Source organism: Arthrobacter sp. UYCu712 (genome assembly GCF_040547005.1).
Classification (GTDB): Bacteria; Actinomycetota; Actinomycetes; order Actinomycetales; family Micrococcaceae; genus Arthrobacter.
In genome coordinates this window covers 56706-72665 of record NZ_JBEPOZ010000010.1, presented here as the reverse complement: position 1 = coordinate 72665, position 15960 = coordinate 56706, and the positions used below count along the sequence as shown (strand labels likewise).

Genomic DNA, 15960 nt, shown 5'->3' with positions numbered 1-15960 from the left:
CAGGATCAAAGGGTGGAACCCGATACGGCGGAACCGGCAGCGGCGGCGGACACCAGCTTCAGGCTGCAGGCGCTGCTGGTTGCGCAGTTGCTGGCGCTGCTGGCGGCAGGTGCGTTCTTGCTGTGGTGGATGGTGCTGCCCGGCAACCGGATTGCTTCGGCACCCATCATCGGATCCTGCCTTTCCTGGCTGGTTCTCCTCGCGGCTGTTCGCACGCTGCGGCAGGTGCCGCGGCGGCGCGTGGGCGCCCTGGTCATCGCAGGAATGGTGCTGCTGGGGCTGGCTGCCATGAGTGCCCCGCCCCGGACCAGCAACGACTCCGCCCGGTATACGTGGGACGGCATCGTGCAGAAAGCCGGGGTTTCCCCGTATGCGTTCGTGCCCATCGATGAGACCCTCGCCGATCACCGGCCGGCCTGGCTGTTTGCGCCCGGCACGTCAGGTCCTGACGGGAAAACTGTCTGTCCGTTGAATCTGTTCGGGACAGAGTCCGTGGCCGCCACGGGTTTTCCGTCGGGGAACCCCCTCTGCACGGCCATTAACCGGCCGCATGTGCCCACGATTTACGCTCCCACGGCTGAGATCTATTTCCTCGCGGTCCGGGCAGCGGTCCCTGACGCTGTAGGCTACCTGCCGTTCCAGCTGGGCGGGCTGCTGATCGGTGCGGCCGTCACACTGATGCTGCTCAGGGTGCTGGCCCGCACCGGCCTGCCCGTCCGCCTGGCCGCCGTTTGGGCCTGGAGCCCGTTCGTGCAGCTCGAAGCGGTGAACAACGCCCACATCGACGTGCTCGGTGGCGCGCTGCTCCTCGGCGCGGGGATGCTGCTGGTTACCGGCAAACCCTTCCGGTCCGGCGCCGCCTTCGGAGCCGCCGTGGCCACCAAACTGATCCCCCTCATCGCCGCTCCCGCCCTGCTGTTCAGGCACCCGGCACGTTTCATTGCCTCCGCGGCCGGCACCTTCCTGCTCCTGTATGTGCCCTATCTGCTGGCAGCCGGCTCCGGGGTCCTGGGCTTCTTACCCGAGTACCTCAAGGAAGAGGGCTACAGCCAGGCCGGCGGCATCAGGTTCGGCCTGGCACGGATCGTCTCGGCCGGCCCATGGCCCCTCATACTCAGTGCCGCGGCACTGGCTGCGGTGGCCCTGGTTGTGCTCCGCACAACGATTTCCCGGAACATCTGGGAGCGGCAGACGCTTATGATCGGACTGACGCTGCTGATCGTGAGCCCCAACTACCCCTGGTACGCGCTGATGCTGTTGCCCTTCATCGTCCTGAGCAGGAGGTGGGAGTACATCGGCGTGATCCTCGCCCTTGATGTCATCTACATGATCCCCTCCACCGCACCGTATGACGCGATGATCAACCAGGCCGCCCTGCTCGCCGCAGCCCTGGCCGTGGCCGTCGCCGCCTGGCTGCGCCACCGAGCCAGGTTCGTGCCGGACGGCAGTACAACAGATTGGAAGAAACAGTGAGCCAGCGTATGCAGACCCGCATCGGCATCATCGGAGGTTCCTGAACGTACCGGCTGCCCGGAGCCAGAGTGAAGTCAACCGTGACCATCGACACCCCCTATGGCTTACCCTCGGGCCCTGTGACACTGGCGGAGATAGCCGGGCGCACCGCGGCGGCATTCACCCTGCCGGTCATTGATGAGCGGCTGCTGGACCGGCCCACGGAATCGATGCGCACCATGCTGCTGGAACTGACGGAACGCCGCTACGGGGAGACCTCAACAGTGTTCTGCACCCAGTACTCGCAGAAGGACTGGCACCAGCGGCTCGGCTCAGGCGTTCACACCGACGCGATCATGGACCGGATCATCCACAACACGATCTGGGTCGAGACAGGCAATTACAACATGCGAGAACACACAGCACTCGCAACCGCCTAGCAACTGTCACGGAGGGCGTCAGCGGCGCCAGGCCACGCGACCGCTGGCGCTCTCCCGCACGAACCCCGGCGCTGAACCGCACGAACAGGTGGCGTTCAAACCTTCAAATACTCACGGACGCTGGTGCGACACCGAGCGATCACAAAACGCCGCCACATAGCGATCAAATCCACAGCCGGAAGTTTGCGGCGAACCGGCGAGTTTCCGGCACTCCGACGTGGATCCCGCCCGGCCGCCGCGATCCCACATCACCGCCGCGGGATGTTGCGGAGGTTGCTCCGGGCCATGCTCACTGCCTCGCCCGCACCGCGGTTGAGGACCACCTTGGACATCGCGGTCGCGAACCCCAGCACCTGGGAGCCCTTGATTTTCGGCGGAATGGAGAGCGCCTTGGGGTCCGTGATGAGTTCCACGAGGGCCGGGCCGGGGTGGGCAAAGGCTTCCCGGTACGCATCCGCGATCTTGGCCGGGTCGCTGACCCGGACGGCGTGGAATCCCAGGGCCCGGGCCACCGCGGCATAGTTGGCGTCGGGGACGTCCACGCCGAAATCCGGGAGCCCGTCCACCAGCATTTCCAGCTTCACCATGCCCAGCGTCGAATTGTTGAACACCACCACGTTGACCGGCAGCCGGTGCGCGGCGACCGTGATCAGCTCCCCCAGCAGCATCGACAGTCCGCCGTCGCCCGACACCGAAATCACCTGGCGCCCGGGGTAGGCGAACTGGGCGCCGATGGCGTGGGGCAGTGCGTTCGCCATGGACCCGTGCAGGTAGGAGCCGATTAATCTGCGGGTGCCAAGCGGGTTGATGTACCGCGCGGTCCAGACGTTGCCCATGCCGGTATCGGCGGTGAAGACGGCGTCCGTCGCCGCCACCTGGTCCAGCAGCGAGGCGGCGTACTCGGGGTGGATCGGCTCGGTTTTTTCGACTTTCCGGGTGTAGGCGCCAACTGCTTTGTTCATCAGCCGGTCGTGCTTCTTGAGCATGGCATCGAGGAATCGTCGGCTCTTCTTGGCCTGGATCAGGGGCATCAGCGCAGCGAGGGTGGGGAGTACATCACCATGAACGGCGATGTCCACGTCCGTCCGCCGACCCAGTTTGTGGGCAGCGCGGTCCACCTGCGCCGTCCGTGTTGCGGGAAGGAACTGGTCGTAGGGAAAGTCTGTTCCCAGCAGGATCAACAGCTCCGCGTCCTCGATCCCCTCGGCCGCGGCACCATAGCCGAGCAGCCCGGTCATCCCGATGTCGTAGGGGTTCTCGTATTGCATAAAATCCTTGCCGCGCAGGGTGTGGCCGATCGGCGCCTTAATGGCTTCCGCCAGGACAATCACCTCGTCGTGGGCGCCCTGGACCCCGGCACCGGCGAAGATGGCGATCTTGCCGGCGGCATTGATGGCATCGGCCAGCTCCCGCACACTTTCCGGTGCCGGCACCAGGCTCGCAGGCACAAACGCGGCGGGAAGCGGGCTGTCGGCCACCGCATCGAGCCCGGCGATGTCCCCCGGAAGGGTTACGACGGCGACTCCCCGGAGCGCGACGGCGTGCTGGATGGCGCTGTGCATCACGCGGGGCGCTTGTTCGGCCGTGCTGATCAGCTCGGAATAGACCGAGCACTCGTTGAAGAGCCGGTCCGGGTGCGTTTCCTGGAAGTAGCTGCTGCCGATCTGCTTGCTGGGAATGTGCGAGGCAATGGCCAGCACCGGCGCCCCGGAGCGGTTGGCGTCGTAGAGCCCGTTGATCAGGTGCAGGTTCCCGGGTCCGCAGGAGCCGGCGCACACCGCGAGGCGGCCGGTCAGTTGCGCTTCGGCCGCGGCCGCGAAGGCCGCAGCCTCCTCGTGCCGCACGTGGACCCAGTCAATGCCGCCTTTGGCCGCACCGCCGGTCTTCCGCACGGCGTCGACAATCGGGTTCAGGCTGTCCCCGACAATCCCGTAAATCCGCTGCACACCCGCGGCTTGGAGTTGTTCGATGAGCTGGGTTGCAAGTTCCTTGGCCATGGCTGGGCGCTCCCGCGGTCGGATCCATTAGCTGACAGGGCCAATATAGTCCGCAGACCTTGGAGCGCTTCCCAGCCCTGGCCGCTAACACGTCCGCCGGCATGTCCGCAGCCCAGATCAGCCGATGGCGGCTGTCAGCGCCGCATCCCGACCAAGGCTTGTGTAAGCGTTCTTTGTAAGCGTCTGGCCCGACTGGGCAGAGCCATAGGCGAAGATGTCACCGGCTTTCAGCGAGAGCCCGGCAACGTCAAGCTGCATGGCCGCCTGAACCCGTTGTCCTGCTGCCGAGGCAGTGAGGACCGCCGCCGGGTCCATCGTGGCAGCGTTGTCGCAGCATTCGTCTTTGTGGCGGTACTCCCGGGGTGCGCCGCCGTAGAAATTGTCGGAAACGCACAACTTGTATTTCTTGCCCACGGTCATGTGCCAATAGACCTTGCCGCAGCCATCGCTCAGCAGCGGACCCATCTGAGGTCCATCCCAGGCGCCGGTGGCGTCGTTGAACACGTAAGGTGTGTAGCCGATTTCGGCGAGGGGTACCCCGGCCGTGTCCGTGACGCTGATGTTAGTCAGGTGGGGCGGAATCTTGGTGAGCGTCTAGTAGCCGTTGGCATCCGGGGTGGTGGAGCTGGCTTGTCCGCCCTCATCGGGAACAGCCGAGATTTCCACTGCAGTCACCGCTGCGCCGGCCTAGTTGGTGATCCGGCCGCTCATCTTGCCGCCCCGACCTGAACGTCTCCGAGAGCCGACGGCGCCGCCGCAGCAGCGAGTTTTCCCGTCACCACGCCTTGAAGGTATAGGTCGCTGCGTTCGCAGGAACAGCCCCGGCAATCAGGCCTGAAGACGAGTACGACGGCGGCCAGGTACGACACTGCCTTGCTCAACGCCCCCGGCCCGCTGGGCAGTTTGATTTGTGGCAAGCAAGTGGCAGCGTTCAATAACGGCATGGGATAGGTCCTTTCCCCCCGGAAAGTGACAACGCGGAACGACCGGTCCACCGTCATCCTATGCGGGGAGTGAATGCTCCGCGATGGGTAGTTGTCCCCGCCGGGCCGGGCCCGCTCAGTCCCCGGCTGGCCGGGCCCGCTCAGTTCGCCGGGCCGGGCCTGTCGGCCACCCGGCCGGCGAACCGGGCCAACCGGCTGAGCGCGACCGTATCAGCTCCCCGAGTGCGCCTGCAGGAAGCTGTACACCTCGGTCTCGTCCACGCCGGGGAACGCGCCCGGCGGCATCGCGGCGAGCAGGTGCGAATGCGCCCGCGCCGAGGGCCAGGCGTTGCCCGCCCACTCCGAGGCCAGGGCCGCCGGCGGACGTTTGCAGCAGCTCTCGTCCGGGCAGGTCGACTTGGAGCGCTCAGTGGTATCACGGCCGCGGAACCATTTCACCTGGGCGTACGGCACTCCCACGGACAGGGAGAACTCACCGTTCGCGGAGCGTTCCGTCCGGGCAGTGCACCAGTACGTCCCGGCGGGCGTGTCCGTGTACTGGTTGTAGGCGCTGAACTTATCCGCGACATCGAACACCACCCGGCTGGTCCAGTTCCGGCAGGAGAACTGGCCCTCGATGGCGCCGGTGTGGTCCTGCGGGAACGTCACGCCGTCGTTTTCGTAGGCCTTGTAGATGATGCCGCTCTTGTGCGTCTTCTGGAAGTGGGTCCGGATGCCCAGGTGCTGGGTGGCGAGGTTGGTGAAGCGGTGCGCGGCGGTCTCGTAGGACACGGCGAAGGCGTCCCTGATGTCCTCGACCGCGATTTCCTTGGCCTGCTTGGCCTCCTGCAGGAATTCCACGGTGGCCTTCTCGGGCAGCAGCAGGGCCGCTGCGAAGTAGTTTGTGGCCACCCGCTGCATCAGGAAATCGCCGTAGTTGTTGGGGGTCTGGTGGCCCAGGACGTAGTGGCCCAGCGCCTGCAGCAGCACCGATCGGGGGTCGTGGTCGCTGCGTGAGTTCTGCGTGAGATAAATTCGGCGGTTCTTAAGATCGGTCACCGAACGGGTGGAATGGGGCAGATCACCCACATGGTGGAGGCTGAATCCGAGGTGCCCGGCAATGTCCGAGATGACATGGTGGGACAGCGGACCGCTTGTGTGTCCCACCGAGGCCAGGACCTTTTCCGCCTCGGCCTCGTACTCGGGGAAATAGTTGTTCCGCTCGCGCATCATGGCCCGCAGCTCACCGTTAGCGCGCCGGGCCTCCTCCGGCGTCGCGACCTGCTCGTTCAGGCGGCGTTCCAGCTCATGCTGCAGCCCCACCATCGACTCCAGCACATCCATCGGAAGCCGTGAACTGATGCGGATCTTGGGCAGGTTCAGGGACTCATAGATGGGGCTGCGCTGGTAGCGTTCCAGCTCGATCTCCAGGGCCGCACGGCGGTTGGGCGGCTCCGCGCCGAGCAGATCGTCGATGCTGACCCCGAGGGCCGCCGCAAGCTGCTGCAGCAGCCCGAGCTTGGGCTCGCGTTTGCCGTTTTCAATCAGGCTCAACTGGCTTGGCGCGGTGCCGACGGCGGCACTCAGATCGTCGAGCGTGAGGCCTGCCGCCTTGCGCAGATGGCGGACGCGCCGGCCCATGCTGATGACATCCACCTCCGGCGCTGCGGGCGCGGACGGCGAAAGGGCTTGGCGGTTCCAGCTGGTTGAGTGCATTTCTTGAGAATACGCGAAGAAGTGCATTTCTTTCTATAGCTTTGGTCTAGAAACCCCTTGGAAAGTGCAGAAAAGTAGAACTCACGGAAAGAAACGCCGCTCCGGATCAGCCACCCCTACTGCGAGGAAGCAGAAGGAGGCGGCCCGGGCCCACCAAGGAGACCACAATGACTGCAGCATTTGAGCCCACCCAGCAGACGCCCGAAGAGCAGGCCGCCGCCCTGGAGCTTGAGTGGGCTGCCACCCCGCGCTGGGAAGGTGTCACCCGGGACTACAAGGCTTCCGACGTCGTCCGCCTCCGCGGCCGGGTCTCCGAGGAACACACCCTCGCCCGCCGCGGCTCCGAGAAGCTGTGGAAGCAGCTCACCACGGAGCACAAGGAAGGCAAGTACACCAACGCCCTGGGCGCCCTGACCGGCAACCAGGCAGTGCAGCAGGTCAAGGCCGGGTTGCGTTCCATCTACCTTTCCGGCTGGCAGGTCGCTGCCGACGCCAACAACTCCGGCCACACCTACCCGGACCAGTCGCTCTACCCTGCGAACTCGGTTCCCACGGTGGTCCGCCGCATCAACAACGCCCTGCTCCGCGCCGACCAGATCGAATTCTCCGAAGGCATCCAGACGGTCGAGGACTGGCTGGTCCCGATCGTCGCCGACGCCGAGGCAGGCTTCGGCGGCCCGCTCAACGCCTACGAGCTGATGAAGTCCATGATCCAGGCCGGCGCCTCGGGCGTGCACTGGGAGGACCAGCTGGCCTCGGAGAAGAAGTGCGGCCACCTCGGCGGCAAGGTCCTGATCCCCAGCCAGCAGCACGTCCGCACGCTGAACGCCGCCCGCCTGGCCGCCGACGTCGCCGGCACCCCGTCCGTCATCATCGCCCGCACCGACGCGGAGGCCGCCACCTTGATCACCTCCGACGTCGACGAGCGCGACCAGGAATTCATCCTCCGCGAAGGCGGACAGCCGGTCCGCACCGCGGAAGGCTTCTACAAGGTCCGCAACGGCATCGAACCCTGCATCGCCCGCGCCAAGGCCTACGCCCCGTACTCTGACCTCATCTGGATGGAGACGGGCGCCCCGGACCTGGAGCTGGCCCGCAAGTTCGCCGAAGCCGTCAAGGCCGACTTCCCGGACCAGATGCTCTCCTATAACTGCTCGCCGTCGTTCAACTGGAAGAAGCACCTCGACGACGCCACCATCGCCAAGTTCCAGCGCGAACTCGGCGCCATGGGCTTCACGTTCCAGTTCATCACCCTGGCCGGATTCCACGCCCTGAACTACTCGATGTTCGACCTCGCCCACGGCTACGCCCGTGAAGGCATGAGCGCCTACGTCGAGCTGCAGGAGAAAGAATTCGCCTCCGAGTCCCGCGGCTACACCGCGACCAAGCACCAGCGCGAAGTCGGCACCGGCTACTTCGACGACATCGCTACCGCGCTCAACCCGAACGCATCCACGCTGGCCCTGGTGGGATCCACCGAAGAAGGCCAGTTCCACTAACGCTGCACACCCCTTTCCCGCCCGTTGCCCTATCACTTATGGTGCTCATCGACCGCCTTTAGGCACCAAAAGTGATAGGGCAACGGCGGATATTCAAGGAGCAACTCCCATGAACAGCTTCACTGACAACTTCACTATCAACGGGATCACCCTGACCGCCCAGCCGATCTGCCGGCAGAGCGAGGTTCTTACTCCGGACGCGCTGGCGTTTGTGGCCGCGCTGCACCGGGCCACGTCGGAACGTCGGATGGAGCTGCTGCAGGCCCGGCAGGAACGCCGCCAGCAGATCTCCAAGGGCCAGGACCCGCGTTTCCTGCGCGAGACCGAGTCCGTCCGCAACGATCCCAACTGGCGCGTCGCTCCCCCGGCTCCGGGCCTGGAGGACCGCCGCGTGGAAATCACCGGGCCGGTGGACAAGAAGATGACCATCAACGCGCTGAACTCCGGCGCCAGGGTCTGGCTCGCGGACATGGAGGACTCCTCCACCCCGTCCTGGCGCAACGTCATCCAGGGCCAGCTCAACCTCACGGATGCGCTGGAGCGCCGGATCGACTTCACCACTCCCGAGGGCAAGGAATACAAGCTCCGCGCCGCCGAGGACCTTCCCACGATCGTGGTCCGCCCGCGCGGCTGGCACCTGCCGGAAAAGCACATGCTCATCGACGGCGTGCCGATTGCCGGCGGAATCGTGGACTTCGGCCTGCACTTCTTCCACAACGCCCGCCGCCTGATCGCCCAGGGCAAGGGCCCGTACTTCTACCTGCCGAAGATCGAGAACCACCTCGAGGCCCGGCTGTGGAACGACATCTTCGTCCAGGCGCAGGACCTGCTCGGCATCCCGCAGGGCACCATCCGCGCCACGGTGCTGATCGAGACCATCACGGCCGCGTTCGAGATGGAGGAGATCCTCTACGAACTGCGCGACCACGCCGCCGGGCTGAATGCCGGCCGCTGGGACTACATCTTCTCCCTGATCAAGAACTTCCGCACCCGCGGCCCCCGCTTCGTCCTGCCGGACCGCGGCCAGGTCACCATGACGCAGCCGTTCATGCGCGCCTACACCGAACAGCTGGTCCGTGCCTGCCACAAGCGCGGCGCCATGGCGATCGGCGGGATGGCAGCGGCTGTCCCCAACCGCAAGGACCAGGAAGCCAACGCCATTGCCTTCGAGAAGGTCCGTGCCGACAAGACCCGCGAGGCCGCCGACGGCTTCGACGGCTCCTGGGTGGCGCACCCGGACCTGGTGCCGGTCTGCCGTGAGGTGTTCGACGGCGTTCTCGGCGAGCGCCCGAACCAGCTGGACCGCCTCCGGGAAGACGTCACACCGGACGACCGCGCACTGCTCGATATCGCCGCCACCACGGGCACCATCACCGAGCAGGGCATCCGGAACAACATCGAGGTCGGCATCCGCTACATCGAGTCCTGGCTGCGCGGCAACGGCGCCGTGGCCATCCACAACCTGATGGAGGACGCCGCCACCGCGGAGATCTCCCGCTCGCAGCTGTGGCAGTGGATCTTTGCCCGCGCCATCACGGACACGGGCGAGGTCATCACCCGTGAGTGGGTGGAGGACATGCTGGACGAGGAGTTCGCCAGGCTGGAACGCTTCGAAGGCGACCGCTTTGCCGACGCACGGGACATCTTCGAGGAAGTTACACTCAGCACCTCGTTCCCGGCATTCCTGACGCTCCCGGCCTACGACCGCTTCCTGCACGAAGCGCGCGACGGCGGCGACGTCGCCACCGGGGACCCCGAACTGGTTCCGGCGTAGGGCGCCCGGGTCCGCACAAGATTCCGCTAGCCGGGCTGCCATGCCCTTCGCAACAGGCACCCCGAGATCCGGGTGGCAGCCCGGCTACGGAAGACCTCCACCCAATCGACAACGGCGTCGAGATGACAGTTAAAGCCCATGTTCTTCGGGCAAAGGCTTTATCTGTCATCTCGAGTGCAATCACCCCTTGGGCACCCGGCGCAGGGACAGTGCCGTCCCGAGGATAAACGCGACCACGGAGCAGAGAATCATCAGCAGGGGTCCGGTCCAAGCCCCGGACACGCCGTGGACGTAGCCCAGGAGTGTAGGCGCCACCGCCCCGAAGGAGTACCCCGTGCCCTGGACGACGGCGGACATCCGGGCGGCCGAGGTCTGGTCCCTGGCCAGCCGGATGACGGCGAGGAAGATCAGTGTGATGCCGCCGCCCTGGGCCACCCCGCCGAAGGAGCACCACAGCCACCACAGCTCCGGCGCGAGCAGCAGGCCCACCGGTACCGTGAGCCACAGCAGCCCCAGGGCGAGCCCCACCGCCGTCGTGCTGGCGAAACGGGCCGCGAGCGGGACGCCCAGTCCGCCCACAATGGCGAGAATCTGGAACAGCGATGACCCCGCGCCGGCGGCAGCTGGCGCCATGCCGAGTTCGTCCGCCAGGAGGCTCGGCAGCCAGGCGGTCAGGCCGTAGTAGGAGAACGCCTGGCCGGCGAACGCGAACGTCAGCGCTGCCGTGATCCATCGGGATGTGAGCTTGCCTGCCGGGCGGGGGTCCGCAACGGGGACGGCAGCGGGAATGAAGGCCCGCCAGCCCACTGCGATCGCCCAGACCGCGGCGGCCGCCAGCGCGAAGAGGCCGCTCGCGGCAATCGCGACCCGCCAGCCCAGCAGTTCGGCCAGCGGCGCGGACACCACGGAGGTGAGGAACGAGCCGATATTGAGCGCCGCGGTGTAGGTGCCCATCGCCGCGCCCTGCCGGGCCGGGGTGAAGTCCCGCCTGATGATCAGCGGGACCACGATATTGCCGATCGTGATGGCCACGCCCAGGATCACGGTGCCCAGCATGACGAGGGCGCCTCCGCCGGCCGAGCGGACCACAACGCCCAGGAGCACACCCAGCAGCGTCAGGGTGATGGCGAACTCGGGGCCCAGTTTGCGCCCGGCCAGCGATGCCAGCGGCGCGGCCAGGGCAAAGCAGAGGACCGGGATGCCGGTCAGGAATCCCAGTTCCACGGGAGTGAACCCGAGATCGTCCCGCATTTGTGCGACCACCGGGGCCACGGCCACCAGCGGGCCGCGCATGTTCAGCGCGATGAGGCCAATAGCGAGCATAAGGAGCCAGCCGCGCGGCGTCCGGGCCAGGTCGCTCATGAAGTGGACCGCTGCCCGGCCGGCCGGAATAAGTGCTGTTTCATCAGTCCCATTGCTATCACGGGGCACTGCCGCATCCGTGGAATATGACGTTCCGGGGATGCGGGCTCAGCCCGTGGCCTGCAGGGTCGCCTCGATCACGGCCGGCGAGAGCACGTACTGGGTGACCATCTGGCTGGCCCCCAGGATCGCGGCCCGGTCCCCCGCCATGGACAGGCCGATCCGCAGGTGCGTGGTGGCGAGCGGCAGCGAGCGCCGGTAAACCACCTCGCGGACCCCGGCCATCAGGTGCTCGCCGGCCTGGCCCAGGCTTCCGCCCAGCACGATCGTGGACGGGTTGAGCAGGTTGACCACCGTTGCCAGCACATCGCCCAGGTCCCGGCCGGCCTGGCGCAGCGCCTGGATCGCCTGCAGATTTCCCTCGGCCACGAGCCGCAGCACGTCGCCGCCGTGGTCCGCCGGCAGGCCCTGAAGCGTGAGCGTGTGCGCGACGGCGGGGCCGGAGGCGAGGGCCTCAAGGCAGCCGTAGTTGCCGCACCGGCAGAGCACGTCGTCGCCGCGGGGCACCCGGACGTGGCCGAGGTCCCCGGCGGTGCCGTTGGCGCCGCGCTGGAGCTGGCCGCTGCTGATGATGCCGGCGCCGATGCCCGTGGCGACCTTGATGAAGAGGAAATTCTCGTGTTCGGGCCAGTAGGCGGTGCGCTCGCCCAGCGCCATGATGTTGACGTCGTTGTCCACCAGCACCGGGACCGGCAGTGAGCGCTGGACGTGCCGGACGACGTCGAACCCGTCCCAGCCTGGCATGATCGGCGGCTTCACCGGCATGCCGGTGGCGTGCTCCACGGGTCCGGGCAGGCCGATGCCGATGCCGGCGAGGTCCGCTTTGTCGCGGCCGGCCTGGCCGAGGAGGTTGAGCCCTTCGTCCACCACACGGTCCAGGACAGTCTCCGGGCCGTCCGCGACGTCCTGCTTCAGCCGGCGTTCGGCGAGGACTTTTCCGCTGAGGTCGGTCACGGCGATGATGACGTGGGTGGCGCCGACGTCGACGGCGAGGACGGAACGCGCCGCCGGGTTGAAGGCGAAGCGCGACGGCGGCCTGCCGCCGCTGGAGCTGGCCTCGCCGGCGGGGCCGACCAGTCCGGAGAGCATCAGCGCGTCGATGCGTGACGCGACGGTGGAGCGGGCCAGGCCCGTGGTCAGGGCCAGTTCGGCGCGGGTCCGGGCTTTGCCGTCGCGCAGCAGCTGGAAGAGGTCGCCGGCGCGGGACAGGCTGCCGCCGGCCTCGGGGGCTGCGGGGTCGGTACCGGTGGGCGTGCTCATGAGTAAGGAATAGCACGAACTTCTTATGCGTGTCACGCTGCGGAAAGAATGCAACGTTGTATTCAACTTTTGCTTGACGCTCGACAAAAGTAGTTCTAACTTGGGGTGTGAGTCAGCTCACCAACCCTGCATGAACCTGCGAACCATTCCTCGTACGGCATCAGGTGCGGCGGCAGCAGCTCATCCCCCAACGACGAGGAGAGACAGTGTCATACTCGATCCAGCTCTACACGGTCCGCAAGGCCCTTGAAGAGGATCTCGCTGGAACCATCCAGCGCCTGGCCGGCATCGGCTTCACCATGGTTGAGCCGTACCGTTTCGTCGCCAAGGCCGCTGAACTCAAGCGGGCCATGGCCGAAAACAACCTCACCGCACCGTCCGGCCACGCTCCCCTGCTCAGCGATGACCAGGACGCCATCTTCACCGCTGCACAGCAGCTGGGCATCGGCACCGTCATCGATCCGCACGTGCCGATCGAGCGCTGGAACACCATAGAGGACATCAAGGAAACCGCCGCACAGCTCAACGCTGCCGCGGCCAAGGGTGCCGGCTACGGCGTCCGCGTCGGCTACCACAACCACTGGTGGGAAGTTCAGTCCGTGATTGACGGCAAGACCGCCCTGGAGCACCTCGCAGACCACCTGGACCCCGAGGTTGTCCTGGAACTGGACACCTACTGGGCGGCCGTCGGCGGGCAAAACCCTGCCGAGCTCCTCGCCCGGCTCGGCGACCGGGTCAAATTCATCCACATCAAAGACGGCCCGGTCACCTCGGATCCCTCCAGCCAGCTCGCCGTGGGTGACGGCAAGATGCCGATCTGGGACGTGCTGGACGCGGCAGGCTCGCTGGAAGCCGGCGTGGTCGAACTCGACGACTTCCAGGGCGACATGTTCGACGCCGTCCGGGACAGCTACAACTACCTCAGCGCCGGGAAGGTTTCCGCATGAGCCACGCCGCAGGAGCCGCGTTCGGCCCGCTCGGATCGGGCCCCGTCGGCGTCGGCATCATCGGCGCCGGCGTCATCAGCAAGCAGTACCTGGACAACCTCACGAGCTTCCCGGACGTCAGGGCCGTCGCCATCGGAGACCTCTTCGAGGAGGCAGCCGCCGCCCGCGCCGCTGAATACGGGATTGAACACCACGGCGGCGTCGACGCCGTGCTCGGCAATCCCGACGTCGAGATCGTCATCAACCTGACCATCCCCGCAGCCCACGTCGAGGTGGCCACCCGGGCCGTCCACGCCGGCAAGCACGTCTGGAGCGAGAAGCCTTTCTCCCTGGACCGCGAAAGCGGCCGGGGGCTGCTCAAGGCAGCCGACGCCGCCGGAGTCCGGCTCGGCTGCGCCCCGGACACCTTCCTCGGCGCCGGTCTGCAGACCGCCCGCCGGATGATCGAACGCGGCGACATCGGCACCCCATTGACCGCCCTGACCCTGATGCAGTCCCCCGGCCCGGAATCCTGGCACCCGAACCCCGCGTTCCTGTTCCAGGACGGCGCCGGCCCGCTGTTCGACATCGGCCCGTACTACCTCACCACCCTCGTCCAGACCTTCGGCAGCGTCCGCCGGGTGGCGGCGTTCGGCTCCAAGTCCCGCCAAACCCGTGTGATCGGGTCCGGGCCGAAGGCCGGCGAGGAATTCGCCGTCACCGTCCCGACGCACGTCAGCTCCATCCTGGAGTTCGAAGGCGGCGAATCCGGCCAGAGCATCTTCAGCTTCGATTCGCCGTTCAAGCGCGCCGGCTTCGTGGAGATCACCGGCTCCGACGCCACGATCGCGCTGCCGGACCCGAACAACTTCGACGGCGACATCCGGATCTGCGCACTGGGCTCCGAGGACTGGACCGTCGTCCCGTCCGTCGGCTCCACCGCCAGCCGCGGCGCCGGCGTGCTCGAAATGGCCCGTGCCATCCGCGCTGGCCGGCCGCACCGGGCCCAGGGCGAACTGGCGTTCCACATCCTCGACACCATGGCCTCCATCTCCGAGTCGATCGACACCCGCGCCTTCGTGGACGTCGAAAGCTCCGCCGCCCGGGTACCTGCCCTCCCCGAGGACTGGGACCCCACCGCGGCCACGCTCTCCGCCTAGCAGTTCAGCTCGACCCCTAAATCAGCCCCAGCTCGACGACGAGAAACCCGGAGCAACCATGAAAAAACCCCTGAGAGTCCTGTCCGCCCTGGCCGCCACGGCAACCCTGGCATTCAGCATGACCGCGTGCGGCGGCGGCAGCAGCCAGGCCTCCAGCGACACCATCACCTACTGGGCCTCCAACCAGGGCAACAGCCTTGAGGACACCGCGGCCAAGCTCAAGCCCAGCCTCGACCGGTTCACCGAGAAGACCGGCGTCAAGGTCCAGCTCGAGGTGATCGGCTGGAACGATCTGTACAACCGCATCCTCACCGCCGTCACGAGCGGCGACGGCCCCGACGTCCTGAACATCGGCAACACCTGGGCCGTCACGTTGCAGGAGACCGGCGCGTTCGAGCCGGTGGAAGGCCCCCTGCTCGAGGCTGTCGGCGGCAAGGACCGCTTCCTGAAGACCAGCTGGTCCACCGGCGGCGCCGACGGCAAGACCCCGACATCGGTCCCGCTGTACGGGCTCGCGTACAACATGTACTACAACCCGAAGATGTTCAAGGAAGCCGGCATCGAGAAGCCGCCGGCCACCTGGGATGAGTTCGTCGCGGACGCCAAGAAGCTGACCAAGGACACCAACGGCGACGGCAAACCGGACCAGTGGGGCTTCACCGCCGCGGGTGCTTCGGTCTCGGCCAACTCGCACCAGGCCTTCGTCCGCGGGCTGCAGAACGGCGGTTCGCTCTTCGACCAGGACGGCAAGCCGACCTTCGACAGCGCAGCCCAGGTCAAGGGCGTCAAGCAGTGGGTCGACCTGATGGCCACCGACAAGGTGATGTCGCCGTCGGACGCTGAAGTTTCGGACGGCGCCCAGAAGGTCGACAACCTGATCAATGGCAAGGCCGCCATGATGTTCGACCAGAGCCCGGTCAAGAACTTCGACGCCCGCGGCTTCACGGACTGGGCCGTCGCCCCGGTCCCGATGATGGCCGCCGGCGCGAGCGGCCCCGAAGGAACGCAGAGCCACGTCGCCGGCATCAACCTCAGCGTGTTCAAGAATTCCAAGAACAAGGAAAACGCGATCAAGCTGGCCGGCTGGCTCACCAACGACGCCGAACAGGCCGCGTTGAACAAGGCCTACCGCTCCCTGCCCGTGGTTTCCAGCGTCTCCTCGGACGCGGCATTCCAGACCGAGGAGGTCAAGCTCAAGAACGACGCTCTGGCCAACCACGCCCTGCCGATGCCGCTGATCGCGAAGGAGGGGCAGATGGAAACCCTCACCGGTACGGCCATCAAGAGCCTCTTTGCCAAGGCGGCCACCGGAACTGTCAGCGAGGCCGACGTCCAGGCGGCCCTCAAGGACGCCAACAACCAGATGGCTGCGGCCCAGTAACAATGCCTGA

The 15960-nt window shown here is 66.7% G+C and carries 11 protein-coding genes and 1 pseudogene; 7 read left to right on the top strand and 5 right to left on the bottom strand.

The annotated features are described in order from the left end of the window. The first annotated feature begins 12 nt into the window (after positions 1 to 12). Entirely contained in the window at positions 13 to 1473 is a 1461-nt protein-coding gene (locus ABIB51_RS11880; RefSeq protein WP_354188189.1) for a glycosyltransferase 87 family protein, read from the top strand. 152 nt (positions 1474 to 1625) lie between these two features. Beyond that, positions 1626 to 1892: pseudogene (locus ABIB51_RS11875) on the top strand (ATP-binding protein); the annotation flags it as partial. Between the two features lie 248 nt (positions 1893 to 2140). Here ABIB51_RS11875 and ABIB51_RS11870 read toward each other — a convergent pair. From ABIB51_RS11870 to ABIB51_RS11860, 3 genes are all read right to left on the bottom strand, one after another. Next, complete coding sequence (locus tag ABIB51_RS11870; RefSeq protein WP_354188185.1) at positions 2141 to 3889, bottom strand: pyruvate dehydrogenase; 1749 nt, start codon at positions 3887 to 3889, stop codon at positions 2141 to 2143. A 117-nt stretch (positions 3890 to 4006) separates the two neighbouring features. After that, entirely contained in the window at positions 4007 to 4393 is a 387-nt protein-coding gene (locus tag ABIB51_RS11865) for a hypothetical protein (RefSeq protein ID WP_354188183.1), read from the bottom strand. 650 nt (positions 4394 to 5043) lie between these two features. Next, positions 5044 to 6555 (bottom strand): helix-turn-helix domain-containing protein, encoded by a 1512-nt coding sequence (locus ABIB51_RS11860; RefSeq protein WP_354188181.1) that lies wholly within the window; start codon positions 6553 to 6555, stop codon positions 5044 to 5046. 140 nt (positions 6556 to 6695) lie between these two features. Here ABIB51_RS11860 and aceA point away from each other — a divergent pair, with 140 nt between their 5' ends. After that, a complete protein-coding gene (gene aceA, locus ABIB51_RS11855) occupies positions 6696 to 8027 on the top strand; it encodes an isocitrate lyase (RefSeq protein ID WP_354188179.1) in 1332 nt (443 codons plus the stop codon). Between the two features lie 109 nt (positions 8028 to 8136). After that, positions 8137 to 9801 (top strand): malate synthase A, encoded by a 1665-nt coding sequence (aceB, locus tag ABIB51_RS11850; protein WP_354188177.1) that lies wholly within the window; start codon positions 8137 to 8139, stop codon positions 9799 to 9801. Positions 9802 to 9981: 180 nt separating this feature from the next. On the opposite strand, the gene ABIB51_RS11845 is transcribed toward aceB, so the two are convergent. After that, entirely contained in the window at positions 9982 to 11163 is a 1182-nt protein-coding gene (locus tag ABIB51_RS11845; protein ID WP_354188175.1) for an MFS transporter, read from the bottom strand. Between the two features lie 108 nt (positions 11164 to 11271). Further along, a complete protein-coding gene (locus ABIB51_RS11840) occupies positions 11272 to 12483 on the bottom strand; it encodes an ROK family transcriptional regulator (RefSeq protein WP_354188174.1) in 1212 nt (403 codons plus the stop codon). Positions 12484 to 12689: 206 nt separating this feature from the next. Between ABIB51_RS11840 and ABIB51_RS11835 the strand changes: the two genes are divergently transcribed. From ABIB51_RS11835 to ABIB51_RS11825, 3 genes are read left to right on the top strand one after another with little or no spacing between them, the layout of a single operon-like run. After that, positions 12690 to 13430 (top strand): sugar phosphate isomerase/epimerase family protein, encoded by a 741-nt coding sequence (locus ABIB51_RS11835; RefSeq protein WP_354188172.1) that lies wholly within the window; start codon positions 12690 to 12692, stop codon positions 13428 to 13430. Beyond that, the gene (locus ABIB51_RS11830; RefSeq protein WP_354188170.1) at positions 13427 to 14569 is read left to right on the top strand and encodes a Gfo/Idh/MocA family protein; all 1143 of its coding nucleotides are present in this window, start codon (positions 13427 to 13429) and stop codon (positions 14567 to 14569) included. The genes ABIB51_RS11835 and ABIB51_RS11830 overlap by 4 nt, the downstream gene beginning before the upstream one ends. A gap of 58 nt (positions 14570 to 14627) precedes the next feature. Further along, positions 14628 to 15950 (top strand): ABC transporter substrate-binding protein, encoded by a 1323-nt coding sequence (locus ABIB51_RS11825; RefSeq protein WP_354188168.1) that lies wholly within the window; start codon positions 14628 to 14630, stop codon positions 15948 to 15950. The last annotated feature ends 10 nt before the right edge of the window (positions 15951 to 15960 follow it).